This is a genomic window from Lentzea guizhouensis (genome assembly GCF_001701025.1).
GTDB lineage: Bacteria > Actinomycetota > Actinomycetes > Mycobacteriales > Pseudonocardiaceae > Lentzea > Lentzea guizhouensis.
On sequence record NZ_CP016793.1, the window covers coordinates 1,028,748 to 1,044,314 of the forward strand.

Here is a 15,567-nt window from a genome sequence, read left to right on the forward strand (position 1 = left end):
GATCACGGGCCGGTCACCCGGCCCGTGAACAGCGTCGAATTCGTCGAATTCACGGACGCGAGGTCAGGTACCCGCCCATCGTCTTGAAGTACTCCTGCGCCTTGAGCTCGGTGCCGTCGGCGGTGCGGACCTTCTTGACCAGCAACGCTTTGCTGCGGCCACGACGGGCCTCGGCGCCGGCGACGACCGCCACGCCGTCACCCTCGCGGTAGAAGATCCGGCCGGGCGTGCCGCCGTAGACCTCCGCGGAGACGTCGGCCTCGACGATCTCCAGGCGCTGGCCGCGGTGGAAGCAGAACGCGCTCGGGTACGGCGCGCACTGGGCCCGCACCAGCCGGTCGAGCTCCTCCGCGGTCCAGGTGAAGTCGATCCGCAGGTCCTCCTCGGCGCGCTTGTGGAAGAACGACGCCTGCGACCGGTCCTGCTTGGTGAAGTCCGTGCGGCCGGACGCGATCTCGGCCAGGCCGTCGACCGTGATCGGCCCGAAGAGCTCCAGCGTCTTCTGGAACAGGTCGGCGGCGGTGTCGCGCGGGCCGACCGGGACGGAGCGCTGCAGCACGATGTCGCCGGCGTCGAGCGTGTCGTCCATCATGTGCGCGGTCACGCCGACCTCCTTCTCGTCGTTGATCAGAGCCCAGATCAACGGGGAGAAGCCCGCGTACTTCGGCAGCAGCGAGTCGTGCACGTTCAACGTGCCGCGCTTGGGCAGCGCGAAGACCTGCGGCGGGATCCACGTCCGCCAGTTGCAGGCGACGATCACGTCGGGGTCGGCCGCCTTGAGCGCGTCGAGCAGCTCCTGGTCCTCCGGCCGTTCGCGGATGAGCACCTCGACGCCGTTCTCACGGGCCAGGTCCTCGACCGAGTCGCTCCAGACCTTCTCGTACGCACCCTCACCCTTGGGGTGGGTCACCACCAGGACGACCTCGTGCTCAGATGCCAAGAGTGCCTGCAGGGTGCGATGACCCCAGGTCTGGAACCCGAACATGACGACCCTCATGGGGGTGTCCTCCTCAACATCGGTGGGATACGGTCAGGCTAACCTAACGAACCGCTTGCAGATAAGCTTAGGCTGCCCTAAGTTGATTGCTCGTGCACCCCATCTACGACGTCGTCGGCATCGGGTTCGGGCCTTCCAACCTGGCGCTCGCCATCGCTCTGACCGAGCACAACGAGCAGGCCGGAACCCCTGTCACCGCGGTGTTCCTGGAACGTCAGCAGGCGTTCGGCTGGCATCGCGGCATGCTGCTGGACGACGCCACGATGCAGGTGTCCTTCCTCAAAGACCTCGTGACCATGCGGAACCCGACCAGCCGCTTCTCGTTCCTGTGCTACCTGCAGGACCGCGGCCGGCTCGTCGACTTCGTCAACCACAAGAACCTGTTCCCGCTGCGCGTCGAGTTCCACGACTACTTCGAGTGGGCCGCGGCGCAGGTCGACGACATGGTCACCTACAACGCGGAAGTCGTTGGCGTGACGGCGGTCGAGGACGACCTGTTCGAGGTGACGACCGCGACCGGTGACGTCTGCCGCGCCCGCAACCTGATCTTCGCCACCGGCCTGCGCCCGACCGTGCCCGAGGGCGTCGCGCTGTCGGACCGGGTGTGGCACAACAGCGAGTTCCTGCACCGGATCGGTGAGCTGAAGGACCCGAAGCGCTGCGTCGTCGTGGGTGCCGGCCAGAGCGCCGCGGAGGCCGTGGCCTACCTGCACCGCGAGTTCCCCGGCGCCGAGGTGTGCTCGGTGTTCTCCCGCTACGGCTACAGCCCGGCCGACGACAGCTCGTTCGCGAACCGGATCTTCGACCCGGAGGCCGTCGACCACTACTACGACGCGCCGGACGCGGTGAAGCAGCGGTTGATGGACTACCACCGCAACACCAACTACTCCGTGGTCGACGTCGACCTCATCGCGCAGCTCTACCGGACGACCTACCAGGAGAAGGTCCTCGGCACCGAGCGGCTCAAGATGATGAAGATGACCAGGCTCGTGGCCGTCGAGGAGTCCGCGACCGGCGCGCGTGCGGTGATCCAGTCGCTCGTGACCGGCGAGCAGGAGTTCCTCGACACCGACCTGGTGCTGCTCGCGACCGGTTACGACGAGGCGGCGCCCGCGCTGGGCTCGCTCGACGCGGCGTGCGCACGGGACGCGCAGGGCCGCCTCATCGTGGGCCGGGACTACCGCGTGCGGTCGTCGTTGCGCGGCGGCATCTACGTCCAGGGCGGCACCGAGCACTCGCACGGCATCACGTCCTCGCTGCTGTCCAACGTCGCGGTGCGCTCAGGTGAGATCCTGGCTTCCGTGTTGACCAACACTCCTGTGCCGGTCCTCGCGACGGCGTGAAACTCGACCTGAAACTGGCGGGCTGCCGGGCCCTCACCATGGACCCGGCCCGCCCCGCCGCGCACACGATCGGCATCTGGCAGGGCCGCATCGCCGGGCTGGACGAGCAGGTCGCGGACCTGCCGGCGGCCGAGACCGCCGACCTCGGTGGCGCCGTGGTGCTGCCGGGGTTCATCGACGCGCACACGCACCTGGCGTGGAACGGCAGGCGCACCATCGACGTGACCGGGCTGGACACGGTCGCCCTCGTGCAGCACGCGTTGGCCAACGCGCCCGGCACGGCGTGGATCGAGGCGTCCGGGTACGACCGGCGGATCATGGACCGGCCGCTGACGGCGGCCGACCTCGACGCCATCAGCGGTGTCCGGCCGGTGTACGTGGCCGACCTGTCCGGGCACGCGTGCGTGGTGAACTCGGTGGTGCTGCGGCAGCTCCCCGGCATCACCAGCGACGGCTGGCTGACCGAGAACGAGCAGCTGGCGGCACGCACGTTGCGGTTGCCCTACTCGATCGAGGAGATCGTCGCCGAGCTGCGCCGCAGCGCCGACCAGGCGCTGGCGCAGGGCGTGACGATGTGCGCGGAGGCGGGCATCGGCGCCGGGCTGATCGCGTCGAGCCCGCTGGAGGCCGCCGCGTACCAACGCGCGCGGCTGCCGATCCGCATGCAGCTCATGGTGTCCGCGTACGTCTTGCACGACGTGGCCGCGGATCCGGCTGATGGCATCGCACGGGCGATCGACCTCGGTCTGCACACGGGGTTCGGCGACGACATGGTGTCGTTGGGCGCCATGAAGCTGTGGACCGACGGCGGCATGATCGCGCGCACGGCCGCGTTGTCCGAGCCGTACGCCGGCACGGAGAACGTGGGGCAGCTCGCCGAGTCCGAGGAGTTCATGCGGGCGGCGATCATCGACGGGCACAACGCCGGGTGGCAGCTCGCGATCCACGCGATCGGCGACCGCGCGATCGACTTCACCCTCGACGCGGTGGCGCGGGCGCAGTCGGCCCGGCCGCGTGCGGACGCCCGGCACCGGATCGAGCACTGCGGCCTGGTGCGGCCGGAGCAACTCGAACGGATCGCCGCCCTCGGGATGGTTCCCGTCGTCCAGCCGACGTTCCTGTGGGCGTACGGCGACGACTACAGCGAGATCATGGGACCGCGGCGGGCACCCTGGATGTACCGCGGGCGGTCGTTCCTCGACCACGGCATCACCGTGGCGGGCAGCTCGGACCGGCCGGTCGCGGACGGAGCACCGTTGCGCGCCATCGAGTTCATGGTGCGGCGGCGGTCGTCGAGCGGCCGCGCGGTCGGGCCGGACGAGGCGATCACCGTCGAGGAGGCGATCCGCGCGTACACGCTCGGCAGCGCCTACGCGTGCCGCAAGGAACACGTGCTCGGCAGCATCACGCCGGGCAAGCTCGCGGACCTCGTCGTGCTCGGCGACGACCCGCGCACCAGCGACGCGATCGCCGACATCCCGGTGCTGGCCACGATGGTCGGCGGCACGCTCATGCCTCAGCGATCCGCTTGAGCCTGGCGAGCCGGCTGTCCCACTGCGAGGCCAGCGAGGCCATCCAGGTGGCGGTGGCGTCGAGCGCGTCGGACCGCACGGAGAAGCAGTTCTCCCTGCCGGCGCGTTGCGACGCCACCAGCTCGGCGCGTTCGAGGACGGCCAGGTGCTTCACGATCGCCTGCCGGCTGACCGGCAGCTGGTTCGCGAGCGCCGAGGCCGACACCGGACCGTGCGCGGCGACGAGGTCGAGCACCTGGCGGCGCATCGGGTCCGCGAGCGCGGCGAGGACCTCGCTGACCTGGTCCTGGGGGCCTTGGCTCACCGGAAGAGGTGCTTCCGCGGTGCGCTGAGCGGGTGCCGCCCGATCCGGCGGCCGATCTCGTCGTTCACCTCTGCTGACTCCTCCTGCAACCGTGCGGTTGCAGCAAGGCTACTGGAGGTGGAACGTGGCGGCCAGGGTCGCGAGCCGGTCGGTGATGTCGGCGTAGACGTTCGCGCGGCGCACCCACGCCTCGTTGCCGCTGGTCGCCGACGGTGGCGTGCCCAGCGGCGAGACCGCGTCGGTGACCCCGTACTCGAGCCGGTAGGCGAGCACCGCGATGGCCGCCTCCAGCCAGAACGACGGGTCCGGCGCGGTGATCTCGCCCAGCCCGACCCGGAACCACACCGGCATCCGCGCGTACTGCCCGAGCGCGTGGGAGATCCGGCGGGCGGCGGCGTCCCTGATCTCGGCGCGGGCCTTCTCACCGGCGCGCACGGCCTCGGTCCGCCACTGTTCACCCGTGGCGTCCTCGTCGGCGGCGAGCCGCTCGGCCGCACGCCGCGCGCTGGCCTCGTTGGCGTTGATCAGCCACTCCATCTGGCGCACCTCGTGGCTGAGCGCGTCCCGCTCGAACCGCGGCACCCGCCCGCCGTCGAGCTTGGAGCGCGCCTCGTCCCGGCGGGCCTTGAGCCCGTCGAACTCCAGCACCTCCTGGCGCAGCTCCACCCGCATCGGGTCGGCGAGCAGCTCCTGCTCGGCGTCCCAGGCTGTGCGCAACGCCTTGACCAACGGCTCGATGTCGCCGGCAACCGCGTCGAGATCGGCCAGCGCACCATCACCGGCACCGGACAACCGGCGCTCCAGCACCGTCAACCGCGCCGTCACGCGCTCCAGCTCCGCGGCCAGCTGGCCGACGTGGCTGATCAACGTGGCGACCTGCGGCTCGACCACGTCGAGCCGTTCCTTCTCCGTGGGCACGCGCCCAGCGAACCCGACGGTGTTCCCCGCGCCAAGACGGGCAACCCTCATTACACGCAATCGAGGCCGGGTTTCCGCCCGGCCGGGCACCCGCCCCTCACACAGGGTCACAACATGGGTGAACTGCGGCGAAACGAGGTATTAATAGGAAATGGCGACCTCTACTACTGAGACCGAACGCAAGTACGAGGCACCATCAGACGCGAGTCTGCCGGACCTCACCGACATCACCGGTGTCGCCACGGGCCCCGAGGAGTTCGACCTCGAGGCCACGTACTTCGACACCGACGACTACCGCCTGGCCCGCGCCGGCGTGACCCTGCGCAGGCGCGTGGGCGGCCCCGACGAGGGCTGGCACCTCAAACTCCCAGCGGGCGACGACTCCCGCCAGGAGCTCCACGCCCCACTGGGCCGCGCCACGAAGAAGCCGCCGAAGGACCTCACCTCACTGGTCCGCGCCCACACCCGCGGCTCCGACCTGTCCCCGGTCGCCCAGATCAAGACCAACCGCCGCCGCTGGCAGCTCTCGAACGAGACCGGCGACATGCTCGCCGAGGTCGTCGACGACGTGGTCACCGCCCAGACCATGGGCTCCTCCACCCGCACCACCTCCTGGCGCGAGATCGAGGTGGAGCTCGGCACCGGCGACCGCACCCTCCTGGACACCGTCGAGCAACACCTCGGCGACGCCGGCATCCACCCTTCTTCCTCCTCCTCCAAGCTCTCCCAGGTGATCGGCGTCAAACGCGACCCGATCCCCCGCCTCACCAAGAAGTCCACCGCGGGCGACGTCGTCCTCGCCTACATCGCCGAACAACGCGCAGCACTCCAGAACCAGGACCCCCGCGTCCGCCGCAAGGAAGACGACGCCGTCCACCAGATGCGCGTGGCCACCCGCCGCATGCGCTCCGCCCTCCAGGCGTTCGGCAAGATCATCGACCGCGACGCCACCCGCCCCCTCACCGACGAGCTCAAGTGGCTGGCCGGCATCCTCGGCGACTCCCGGGACCTGGAAGTCCTCCGCATGCGCTTCGAAGAGGGCCTGCACTCCCTCCCGCCGGAACTGGTGCTCGGCGACGTGGCCGCCCGCCTCACCCGCCACTTCGCCCCCCGCGAAGCCGCCGCCCACGAGGCCTCCGTCGCCGCCCTCGACGACAAGCGCTACTTCGCCCTCCTCAACTCCATCGACACCTTGCTGGCTTCTCCCCCACTGACCACCCTCGCCTCCGGCAAGGCCAAGGACGTCCTCCCCAAGCTCGTCGAGAAGGCGCGCCGCCGCCTCGACGACCGCATCAAGACGGCCCTCGCCACCCCCGACTCCGACGAACCGCTCCACGAGGCCCGCAAGGCGGGCAAACGCCTCCGCTACTCGGCCGAGGTGGCCGAACCCGCACTCGGCAAGCACGCCACCCACCTGCGCAAGCGGGCCAAGGACGTCCAGACGCTCCTCGGCGACCACCAGGACTCCGTGGTGGCTCGTCCGGTGCTGCTGGAGCTGGGCAGGGGTGACGAGAACGGGTTCACGTTCGGCCTGCTGTACGGCAAGGAGGTCGAACTGGCTCACAAGACCGAGGCAGACCTCCCGGCCCTGTGGCAAAAGCTGACGAAGGAACACCTCTAGGCAGCCCTCGCCTTCGCCAAGCCGAAGGCGAAGCGTCCGGAGGCACTGCGCGCGGAGCTGGCGTGGTGACCTCCCCGTCCGGCGCGCCCAAGATCGCCGGACGGGGAGGACGCCCTACAGGCCGGCCGGACAAATTGGTCTGGACCTTGACATCACCAACGGGCACTGAAAGCGTGATCCCCAGCGCCGCCGCCGCTCACCGCCCTGCCCTGGAGGACGAGTCGTGGCCAGAAGATCCGCAGCCATCCCCACCCTTGCAGCCCTCCTGATCGCCGCATCTGGAGCCCTGGTGCCAGGCACAGCCGACGCAACGCCGTCACCCCCTCAACTGATCCCCCACCCAGCCCAGCTGACCCCGCGCGCAGGCACCTTCACCCTCACCCCGTCCACCAAGATCATTCTGACGACGAGGAACGCCACCGCTCCCGCCGAACTCCTGGCCGAGACCCTCCGCCCCTCCACCGGTTTCCGCCTGCCGATAGCCGACTGGTTCATCGGCCGCGACGTCAACGAAGCCGAACTCGACGCATCCGACATCAACGCAACCGGCCTCGGCGGCACCGCCGTCGTCCTCACCGGCGGCGCCGACCCGAAGACGGGCCCCGAGGGCTACCAGCTCGACGTCACCCCGAAGTTCGTCCTCATCCGGGCCAACTCCGCCGCCGGCCACTTCAACGCCGTCGCCACCCTCCGCCAGCTCCTCCCCGCGAAGGCCGAGGCGAAGACCAGGCAGCGCGGCCCGTGGCAGATCAAGGGCGCGAGCATCCTCGACCACCCCCGCTACCACCACCGCGGCGCGATGCTCGACGTCAGCAGGCACTTCTTCACCCCCGCCCAGGTCAAGCGCTACATCGACCAGCTGGCGACGTTCAAGATCAACTACTTCCACCTCCACCTGTCCGACGACCAGGGCTGGCGCCTGGAGATCAAGTCCTGGCCCGAGCTCACCAAGATCGGTGGCAGCACGGAGGTGGGCGGCCGGACCGGGCAGCTCTTCTACACCCAGCAGCAGTACAAGGACCTGGTCGCGCACGCCCAGTCCCGCGGCATCACCGTGATCCCCGAGTTCGACATGCCGGGCCACACCAACGCCGCCCAGGCCAGCTACGCCGAGCTCAACTGCGACGGCCAGAAGCGGCCGCTCTACACCGGCATCGAGGTCGGGTTCTCCTCGCTGTGCATCAACAGCGAGGTCACCTACAAGTTCGTCGAGGACGTCGTCAGGGAGGTCGCGGCGATCACCCCCGGCCCGTACTTCCACATCGGTGGCGACGAGGCGCACTCCACGCCCGACGCGGACTACCAGACGTTCATGGACCGCGCGCTGCCGATCGTCAAGAAGTACGGCAAGACCACCGTCGGCTGGCACGAGTTCATCAAGACCACCACGGACACCGCGGTCGTGCCGCAGTTCTGGGGCACCAAGACCACGAACGCCGACGTGGCCGCGGCCGCTCAGCGCGGCAACAAGGTGCTGATGTCGCCGGCCAACAAGATCTACCTGGACATGAAGTACCACAAGGACATCAAGCTCGGCCTGAGCTGGGCGGGCTACGTCGAGGTGAAGGACGCCTACAGCTGGAACCCCGGCGCGTACCTCGACGGCGTGTCCGAAGCCGGTGTCCGCGGCGTCGAAGCTCCACTGTGGACTGAGACGCTGCAGACGTCGGCCGACATCGAGTACATGGCGTTCCCGCGGCTGCCCGTGGTGGCCGAGCTCGGCTGGGCGCCGGCAAGCATCCACAGCTGGGACCGGTTCGCGCCGCGCCTGGCCGCGCAGGCACCCAGGTGGAAGGTCATGGGCATCAACTACTACCCCTCCACCCAGGTGCCCTGGCAGGACTAGAAATACCCCTGCGCCCGGTCGGAGTAGCTGACCAGCAGGTGCTTCACCCGCCGGTACTCGGCGAGCACCGCGGTGTTCGCCGGGTACGCGTGGTAGTTGTTCACCCAGACCCGCTCGGCGCGCAGCTCCGCGCCGACGTGGTGGGCCAGCACGAGGTCGCGCGACCACACACCGGCACCGAGCTGGGCGGTGGCCTCGTTGGCGATCTTCACGGCGTCGTCGCGGTCGTCGAACCTCGTCACCGACACGACCGGGCCGAGCACGTCGTCGGAGAACACGCCCGAGCGGTGGTCGCCCTCGAAGATCGTGGGCTGGACGTAGTGCCCGGACGCCTCGCCGCCGGTGACCAGGCGGGCACCCTCGGCCTTGCCGCGTTCGACGTAGGCCAGCACGCGGTCGCGCTGAGCCAGTGACACCACCGCGCCGACCATCGTGTCGGTGTCGAGGGGGTCGCCGGTGCGCAGCTGCCGGGTGCGCTCGGTGGCCAGGTGCAGCAGCTCCTCGTAGCCCGCGGTCTGGATCAGCGCGCGGGACGGGGCGGTGGGGACCTCGCCCTGGTTGGCCGCGAACATCGCGAAGCCCTCCAGCGCCTTGTCGAGGAAGCTGTCGCGCTGCGAGGTGACGTCGGAGAAGAAGATGTTCGGGCAGCGGCCGGCGACGACCGGGTGGTCATCAGATCCGGTGATCACGTTCACCACACCGGGGGGCAGCAGGTCCGCGATCACGTCCATCAGCACGTGGATCGACGCCGGCGTCTGCAGCGCGGGCTCCAGGACCACGGCGTTCCCGGCCGCGAGGGCCGGGGCGAGGACGCGGGCGGTGTGCAGCAACGGGAACGCCCAGCCGAGCCTGCGCTGCACCACGCCGATGGGCTGGTGCGAGCGGTAGTCGGCGGTGTCGGTGCCGACCTGCTCGACCGCGCCGACCTCGGTGCGGATGACGGCGGCGAACTGGCGGAACTGCTCGATTATCATCGGCACGTCGCTGACCAGGGCCTCGCGCACGGGCTTGCCGTTGTCCCACGTCTCGGCGACGGCGAGCTCGTCGGCGTGCTCCTCCACCCGGTCGGCGATCTCGACCAGCACCGTGGCGCGCTCTCGTGCCGTGGTGCGCCCCCATGCCCGTGCGGCGCCACTGGCCGAGTGCAACGCACGAGCGCGATCGGCGTCGGTGCCCCGCGCGACCTCCGTGAACACCTCTCCGGTCACCGGCGTCACGTTCTCGACGTAGTCACCGGAGACGGGCGGCACGTGCTCTCCGCCGATGAAGTGGTCGTACCTCGGCCGGTACGCGACCACGCTGCCGGGCTGCCCCGGTGCCGCGTACTGCGTCATTTCTCGACTCCCTGCCAGAAGATGGCCCACCGGTCGTCCGAGGTGGGGGAAATGAGAAAGTAGGCAGCAGAACGTTGCATGCTCGTTGCAAGCCGCGGATGGATCAGTGACTGCCGACCCCACGCAACACGCACTGTTGCTGAACCGGGTTAGAGATGCCGTGTTGAGTGGCACTCGCACGGCTGATTCGCCACGCTCTGTCATCTCGGCGTCGTGGCAACGGTCACTCGCGGCCAACGTGAACCCCGACCTGCACACCGCGCCGACGGTGTTCGGCGCCGACGAGCTGCCGGACCTGCGCGAACGCCACCCGCTGCAGCTCACGCTGCCGGTGCTCCGCGAGACCCTGCTGGGCTTCGCGGAGGAGGCGAAGCACATCATGGTCGTGGCGGACGCCCAGGGCCACATCCTCTGGTGTGAGGGCTCCCACGCCACCCGCTCCTACGCCGAGGGCGTCGGCCTGGCCGAGGGCACCCGCTGGTCGGAGGACGCGACCGGCACGAACGCGATGGGCACCGCGCTCGCGGTCGGCTCCAGCGTCACCGTGCACTCCGCCGAGCACCTGGTGCGGACCTACCACCACTGGACCTGCGCGGCGAGCCCGGTGCGCGACCCGGACACCGGCGAGACGATCGGCGTGATCGACCTCAGCGGCCCGGTCGAGACCATGCACCCGTCGATGGTGGCGCTGGTGTCGGCGTCGGCCCGGCTCGCCGAGTCGGCCTTGCTGGCCAGGATGAACGCCCAGGACGAGGAGCTGCGGGCGCGCAACATGCGGCACCTGGTCGCGTTGCGCGGTGAGCCGGGCGCGTTGCTCAGCCCGACCGGCCGGGTGGTCGCCGCCGAGCCGTACGGGCTGGTGCCGCCGCGGGTCGACGTGTCCTCGGACCGGCTGCGGCTCGCGGACGGCCGCGACGCCGTGCTCGAACCGCTCGCCCAGGGCTACCTGCTGCGGGTGCCGCGCCAGCAACGGCTCGCGCGCCGCTCGGTGCTGTCGCTGTCGTTCCTGCTGCCGGAACCGAAGGTGGTGCTGGACGCCCGCGAGGTGCCGATCTCGTTGCGGCACGCGGAACTGCTCTGCGCGCTGGCGTTGCACGGCGGCCTGACCGCCGACCAGCTCGCCCTGCGCCTCTACGGCGAACGCGGCAACCCGACGACCGTGCGCGCGGAGCTGCACCGGTTGCGCGCGCAGCTGGGCACCGGCGTGCTCGCGACCCGCCCGTACCGGTTGACCGCGCACGTGGAGGCGGACTTCCTGGCCGTGCGCGCCGCGCTCAGGGACGGCGACGTGCCGCTGGCCGCGTCCCGGTACCGCGGCACCCTGCTCTCCCGCTCGGAGGCGCCGATCGTGCTGGCCGAACGCGACGACCTGGCCAGCGGTGTGCGTCGGGCGGTGCTGTCGCGCGGTGACGCGAACGCGCTGTGGACGTTCTCCCAGACCGACTCCGGCGAACACGATGTCGAGGCGATGGAACAGCTGGTCAGGCTGCTGCCGCCGAACGACGTGCGGCTCGCGATCACGAACGCCCGCCTGCGGAGGCTGCTTCAAGACGATTGACAAGACTCTCGGATGCTGAATATCTTCTCAACTAAGAGACTTAGTTGAGGGGGAATTGTCATGCGCGTACTCATCATCGGAGCGGGAACAGGCGGCCTCTGCCTGGCGCACGGGCTGAAGAAGGCCGGCGTGGACGTCGTGGTGTGCGAACGCGACCGCACACCGCGCAGCATGTTGATCGGTTACCGGGTCGGGATCAGCCCTGATGGCAGCAAAGCGCTGCACGCCTGCCTGCCCCCGGAGGTGTTCACCGAGTTCGTCCGCACCACCGCGTTACCTCCGAAGCTGATCAACATGCGCACCGAGAAGTACCGGGAGCTGCTGGTCGCGGAGCTGCCCGAGCAGGCCGACGAGACGCGCAGCGAGAAGTCGGTCAGCCGCATCGCGATGCGGACCGCGCTGCTGGGCGGCCTGGAGGACGTCGTGCGGTTCGACAAGGCGTTCACGCACTTCACCCGCAACGACGACGGCTCGGTGACCGCGTTCTTCGCCGACGGCACCTCCGAGACCGGTGACGTCCTGGTCGGCGCGGACGGCGCGCAGTCCAAGGTGCGCAGGCAGTACCTGCCGCACGCGAAGATCTCCGACACCGGCATCACCTCGATCGCCGGCAAGCTCCCGCTCACGCCGGAGAACCTGAAGCTGTTGCCACCCCAGGCGGAACGGGCCGTGACGCTGCTCTACGGACCGCGCGGCGGGTTCGTGATCCTGCACGTCATGCGCTTCGACACCGAGGGCGTCGAGGACGACTACATCATGTGGGGCTACGCGGCCGCGCACGACAAGTTCCCCGAGCTGCGCGACCTCAGCCAGGAGCAGCTCAAGCAGGTCGTGCTGGACATGACCCCGAAGTTCCACCCGAACCTGCGCGAGCTCTTCCGCCTGGCCGACCCCGAGACGGTGTTCCAGATCAAGGTCCGCACCTCGGAACCCGTGCCGCCGTGGAAGGCCAGCAACGTCACGCTGATCGGCGACGCCGTGCACCTGATGACGCCCGGCCGTGGCATCGGGGCGAACACCGCGTTGCGCGACGCGGAGCTGTTGACCCGCAAGCTCACCGAGGCGCACAACGGCAAGAACGTCGTCACCGCCATCTCCGAGTACGAGCAGGAGATGGTCAAGTACGGGTTCGAGGCGGTGCTCGCGTCCCGTGAGCAGATGGACGGCAACGGCATGCTGCACAAGCCCGTGATCGGCCGGGTCATGCTCGCGATGTTCCGCACGGTCCTGCGCGTCACCAACGCCGTTCCCGCGCTCAAGCGGCGGATGATGGCCAGGGACGCGGCGGAGCGTGATCACGTAAGTTCGGCGCATGAGGTTGTTCACGCCGGGTGAGGTGGTCGTGCGGCGGGAGGTGCTGCACGGCGAGGTGTGGTCGGAGATGCCGACCAGGGTCGTGGCCGACGAGCCGGGCCTGCTCGCGGTGTTCGTGGAACCGGGCACCAGGCTCACCTACCCGGCCCACCACCACCCGCACCCGTGGGACAAGCCCGAGCGCGGGTTCTGGCGCGGGCACGGCAAGCTCATGCTGCACCGGCCGGACGACGCCTACTCGGTCGACCTGTTCTGGCACGGCGAGGACCGGCACTTCGCCAACTTCTACCTGAACCTGCAGGCGCCCTACCGCCGCGTGGCCGACGGGTTCGAGACGCTCGACCACGCGCTGGACTACACGGTGGCGCCGGACGGCACCTGGGAGCAGCGCGACCTCGACGAGTTCGAGGAGCAGGTCGCCTCCGGCAAGTACTCCGCGGCCCAGGCCGAGTCGATCCGCGCGGAGGGCGAGAAGATCGAGAAGATGCTGGCGTCCGGCGAGTTCTGGTGGGACACGGCGTGGGCGGACTGGGTGCCGCCGGTGCGGTGGCGATGAAGGTCCGCCCGCTGTCGCACGACACGCTGGTCGCCGAGATCGTCGCGCGGATCAGCGGCATCGACGGCCGGGTGCGGGTGCTCGTCGACGGGGCACCCGCCGCCGAGCCCGGCAAGCTCGCGGACGCCGTCGTGGAACCGTTGCGCGCCTCGGGCCGTTCCGTGCAGCGGGTGTCCACTGAGGACTTCCTGCGGCCGGCGTCGGTGCGGCTGGAGCACGGCCGCACCGACCCGTACTCCTACCGGCACAGCTGGTTCGACCTGGCCGGTCTGCGGCGCGAGGTGCTCGACCCGGCGCTGGACGGCAAGGTGCTGCCGTCGTTGTGGAACGCCGCCACCGACCGGGCCAGCCGCGCCGAGTACGTGGACGTGCCGGAGAACGGCGTCGTGCTCGTCGACGGCACGCTGCTGCTCGACCGGTGGCTGCCGGCCGAGCTGACCGTGCACCTGTGGCTCTCCCCCGGTGCGCTGCGGCGCAAGACCGCCGAGCAGTGGACGCTGCCCGCGTTCGACGACTACGAGCCCGTGGCCGACCTTTTCGTGCGGTACGACCACCCCGACCGGCCGGGTCTGGTCGAGTCGTGAACCGGTCCTCCTCCTGCGGACATGGACGGAGCAGAGAGGAGGGTCCGTGACCGACGAAGAACTGTGGGGGCAGGTCAGGGCCGGGGACGACGAGGCGTTCGGGCTGTTGTTCGAACGCCACGCCCAGGCCGTCTTCGCCTACTGCCTGCGCCGCACCGGCGGCTGGGCGGTGGCGGAGGACCTGATGTCCGTCGTCTTCTTGGAGACCTGGCGCAAACGCCGGTCCGTGACGGTCGACGGATCGTTGCTGCCATGGCTGTACGGCGTCGCACTGGGTGTCACCCGCAACCACCACCGTTCCCGAACCCGGTACCAGGCCGCGCTTGGAAAGGTGCCGCGTCCTGACGCCCAGGACGACCACGCCGACGACGTGGCCAGGCGGGTGGACGCGGAGACCAGGACGCGCGCGGTGATCGCGGAGCTGGAGAAGCTGCCTGCCCGTGACCGGGAGGTGCTGGAGATGGCCGCGTGGTCGGACCTCACGCAGGCGCAGATCGCCCAGGTGCTCGGCATCCCGGTCGGCACGGTGAAGTCCCGCCTTTCCCGTGCGCAACGCACGGTGCGCGGCGCCCTGGTCGAGGAGGCACTGTGAACATCACGCCCGAGGTCCCGCAGCTCGACCCGGTGCGGGTGCAGGTCCGCAAGCACGCGCTGCTCAACGAGATCGCCGCCCGGCCGGCCCGCCGGTGGTGGCGGGTGGCGGCGCCGGTGAGCGCGCTCGCCGTGACCGCCGTCGTCGCCGCAGCGGTGTGGTGGGGGCAGCCGCCGCGGACCGGTGACCCAGAACTGGGCGCACGGACGCCGGGGGAGGCGGTGCGGCAGTGCACCGCGCCAGGGGCACCGCACATGCGGCTGCGCACCGAGCACAACCCGAAGATCCCGCCCAACGCGTCGGACGTGGCGCTGGTCAGGGACCTCGGCGACGTCACGATCGCCGTGTTCCTGAGCGCGGAGGGTGCGGTCTACTGCGTGGCGGGGCCCGACCGGCAGTTCGTCCCCGCCGCACCGCAGACCGCCGGCCAGTGGTTCGCCACGTTCCCGTACCTGGGCTCGTCCGGAGCTCGCGGCGTCGTGGTGGGCAAGGTGCGGTCCGGCGTGCGCAGCGTCGTCGCCACCTCGGCGCTCGGCGAGCAGACGCGGGCCGTTCCCGCGGACGGCTGGGTGGTGCTGCACATGCCCGGCAGCGCGGTGGCGACCTCGGTCACGACGTACGACATGGCGGGCGGCGTTCTCGAGACCGTGCCGGTGTCTTAGGGCCTGTGTCGAAGTCCGTGTTCGCGATAGCCGGGCGACTCTCATCGAACGGGACCTCGACACAGGCCCTAGCCGTACACTCGGTGGCGTGATGCGGCCGGAGACCAAGAACCGAGCGATGCTGCTGCTCGCCGTCTTCCTGCCCGCCTTCTACGCCTTCACGTTGTTCTCCTCGCCGACCGAGGTCGTCGCGGCCGTGACCGCGCTCGCCCTCGCGTTGATCGTCGTGGTCTCGCTGGTGCCGCGGTCCGCGGCGCCGGCGCGGTCGCTCGCGATCAGGGAACGCGCCGAACGATCAGCGCAGCTGCGGCTGCGCAACCCCGACTCCGCCGGTCGGCCCCGTCCTCGAGCACCGGGATGCCGGACGTTCTGACACGTCCCGCACACCCGACTCGATACGGAGAAC

At 70.1% G+C, this 15,567-nt stretch carries 15 protein-coding genes; 11 read left to right on the forward strand and 4 right to left on the reverse strand.

The genetic code is table 11. From position 1 onward, the window contains the following. Positions 1–49 precede the first annotated feature (49 nt). Entirely contained in the window at positions 50–997 is a 948-nt protein-coding gene (locus tag BBK82_RS05310) for a methionyl-tRNA formyltransferase (protein WP_065913995.1), read from the reverse strand. Positions 998–1,083: 86 nt separating this feature from the next. Here BBK82_RS05310 and BBK82_RS05315 point away from each other — a divergent pair, with 86 nt between their 5' ends. Together BBK82_RS05315 and BBK82_RS05320 are read left to right on the forward strand one after the other, a co-directional pair. Continuing rightward, positions 1,084–2,340 (forward strand): lysine N(6)-hydroxylase/L-ornithine N(5)-oxygenase family protein, encoded by a 1,257-nt coding sequence (locus BBK82_RS05315; RefSeq protein WP_083267798.1) that lies wholly within the window; start codon positions 1,084–1,086, stop codon positions 2,338–2,340. Further along, entirely contained in the window at positions 2,337–3,872 is a 1,536-nt protein-coding gene (locus BBK82_RS05320; protein ID WP_218920580.1) for an amidohydrolase, read from the forward strand. Before BBK82_RS05315 ends, BBK82_RS05320 begins: the two co-directional genes overlap by 4 nt. Here the strand turns inward: BBK82_RS05320 and BBK82_RS05325 are convergent. Both BBK82_RS05325 and BBK82_RS05330 read right to left on the reverse strand, forming a co-directional pair. Then, positions 3,850–4,176 (reverse strand): ArsR/SmtB family transcription factor, encoded by a 327-nt coding sequence (locus BBK82_RS05325; RefSeq protein WP_065913997.1) that lies wholly within the window; start codon positions 4,174–4,176, stop codon positions 3,850–3,852. The genes BBK82_RS05320 and BBK82_RS05325 overlap by 23 nt on opposite strands. Before the next feature lie 108 nt (positions 4,177–4,284). After that, positions 4,285–5,094, reverse strand: coding sequence for a hypothetical protein (locus BBK82_RS05330; RefSeq protein WP_065913998.1), 810 nt, complete (start codon positions 5,092–5,094; stop codon positions 4,285–4,287). Between the two features lie 151 nt (positions 5,095–5,245). Between BBK82_RS05330 and BBK82_RS05335 the strand changes: the two genes are divergently transcribed. Both BBK82_RS05335 and BBK82_RS05340 read left to right on the forward strand, forming a co-directional pair. Then, a complete protein-coding gene (locus tag BBK82_RS05335) occupies positions 5,246–6,715 on the forward strand; it encodes a CYTH and CHAD domain-containing protein (RefSeq protein WP_065913999.1) in 1,470 nt (489 codons plus the stop codon). Between the two features lie 223 nt (positions 6,716–6,938). Beyond that, on the forward strand, positions 6,939–8,561 hold the full coding sequence (locus BBK82_RS05340) for a beta-N-acetylhexosaminidase (protein WP_065914000.1): 1,623 nt from the start codon (positions 6,939–6,941) through the stop codon (positions 8,559–8,561). Here the strand turns inward: BBK82_RS05340 and BBK82_RS05345 are convergent. Continuing rightward, the gene (locus BBK82_RS05345; protein ID WP_065914001.1) at positions 8,558–9,895 is read right to left on the reverse strand and encodes an aldehyde dehydrogenase family protein; all 1,338 of its coding nucleotides are present in this window, start codon (positions 9,893–9,895) and stop codon (positions 8,558–8,560) included. The genes BBK82_RS05340 and BBK82_RS05345 overlap by 4 nt on opposite strands. Positions 9,896–10,133: 238 nt before the next feature. Between BBK82_RS05345 and BBK82_RS05350 the strand changes: the two genes are divergently transcribed. The 7 genes from BBK82_RS05350 to BBK82_RS05380 all read left to right on the forward strand — a co-directional run bounded on the left by BBK82_RS05350 (position 10,134) and on the right by BBK82_RS05380 (position 15,534). Next, entirely contained in the window at positions 10,134–11,453 is a 1,320-nt protein-coding gene (locus BBK82_RS05350) for a GAF domain-containing protein (protein WP_237048034.1), read from the forward strand. A gap of 60 nt (positions 11,454–11,513) precedes the next feature. Further along, positions 11,514–12,788, forward strand: coding sequence for an FAD-dependent oxidoreductase (locus BBK82_RS05355; RefSeq protein WP_065914003.1), 1,275 nt, complete (start codon positions 11,514–11,516; stop codon positions 12,786–12,788). Continuing rightward, entirely contained in the window at positions 12,766–13,323 is a 558-nt protein-coding gene (locus tag BBK82_RS05360; protein ID WP_065914004.1) for a ribonuclease FAU-1 family protein, read from the forward strand. Before BBK82_RS05355 ends, BBK82_RS05360 begins: the two co-directional genes overlap by 23 nt. Further along, positions 13,320–13,907, forward strand: coding sequence for a nucleoside/nucleotide kinase family protein (locus tag BBK82_RS05365; RefSeq protein WP_065920832.1), 588 nt, complete (start codon positions 13,320–13,322; stop codon positions 13,905–13,907). Before BBK82_RS05360 ends, BBK82_RS05365 begins: the two co-directional genes overlap by 4 nt. 46 nt (positions 13,908–13,953) lie before the next feature. Further along, complete coding sequence (locus tag BBK82_RS05370) at positions 13,954–14,499, forward strand: RNA polymerase sigma factor (protein ID WP_170067871.1); 546 nt, start codon at positions 13,954–13,956, stop codon at positions 14,497–14,499. Beyond that, positions 14,496–15,161 (forward strand): hypothetical protein, encoded by a 666-nt coding sequence (locus BBK82_RS05375; protein ID WP_065914005.1) that lies wholly within the window; start codon positions 14,496–14,498, stop codon positions 15,159–15,161. Before BBK82_RS05370 ends, BBK82_RS05375 begins: the two co-directional genes overlap by 4 nt. 91 nt (positions 15,162–15,252) lie before the next feature. Next, entirely contained in the window at positions 15,253–15,534 is a 282-nt protein-coding gene (locus BBK82_RS05380) for a DUF6412 domain-containing protein (RefSeq protein WP_083268715.1), read from the forward strand. Positions 15,535–15,567: the final 33 nt, after the last annotated feature.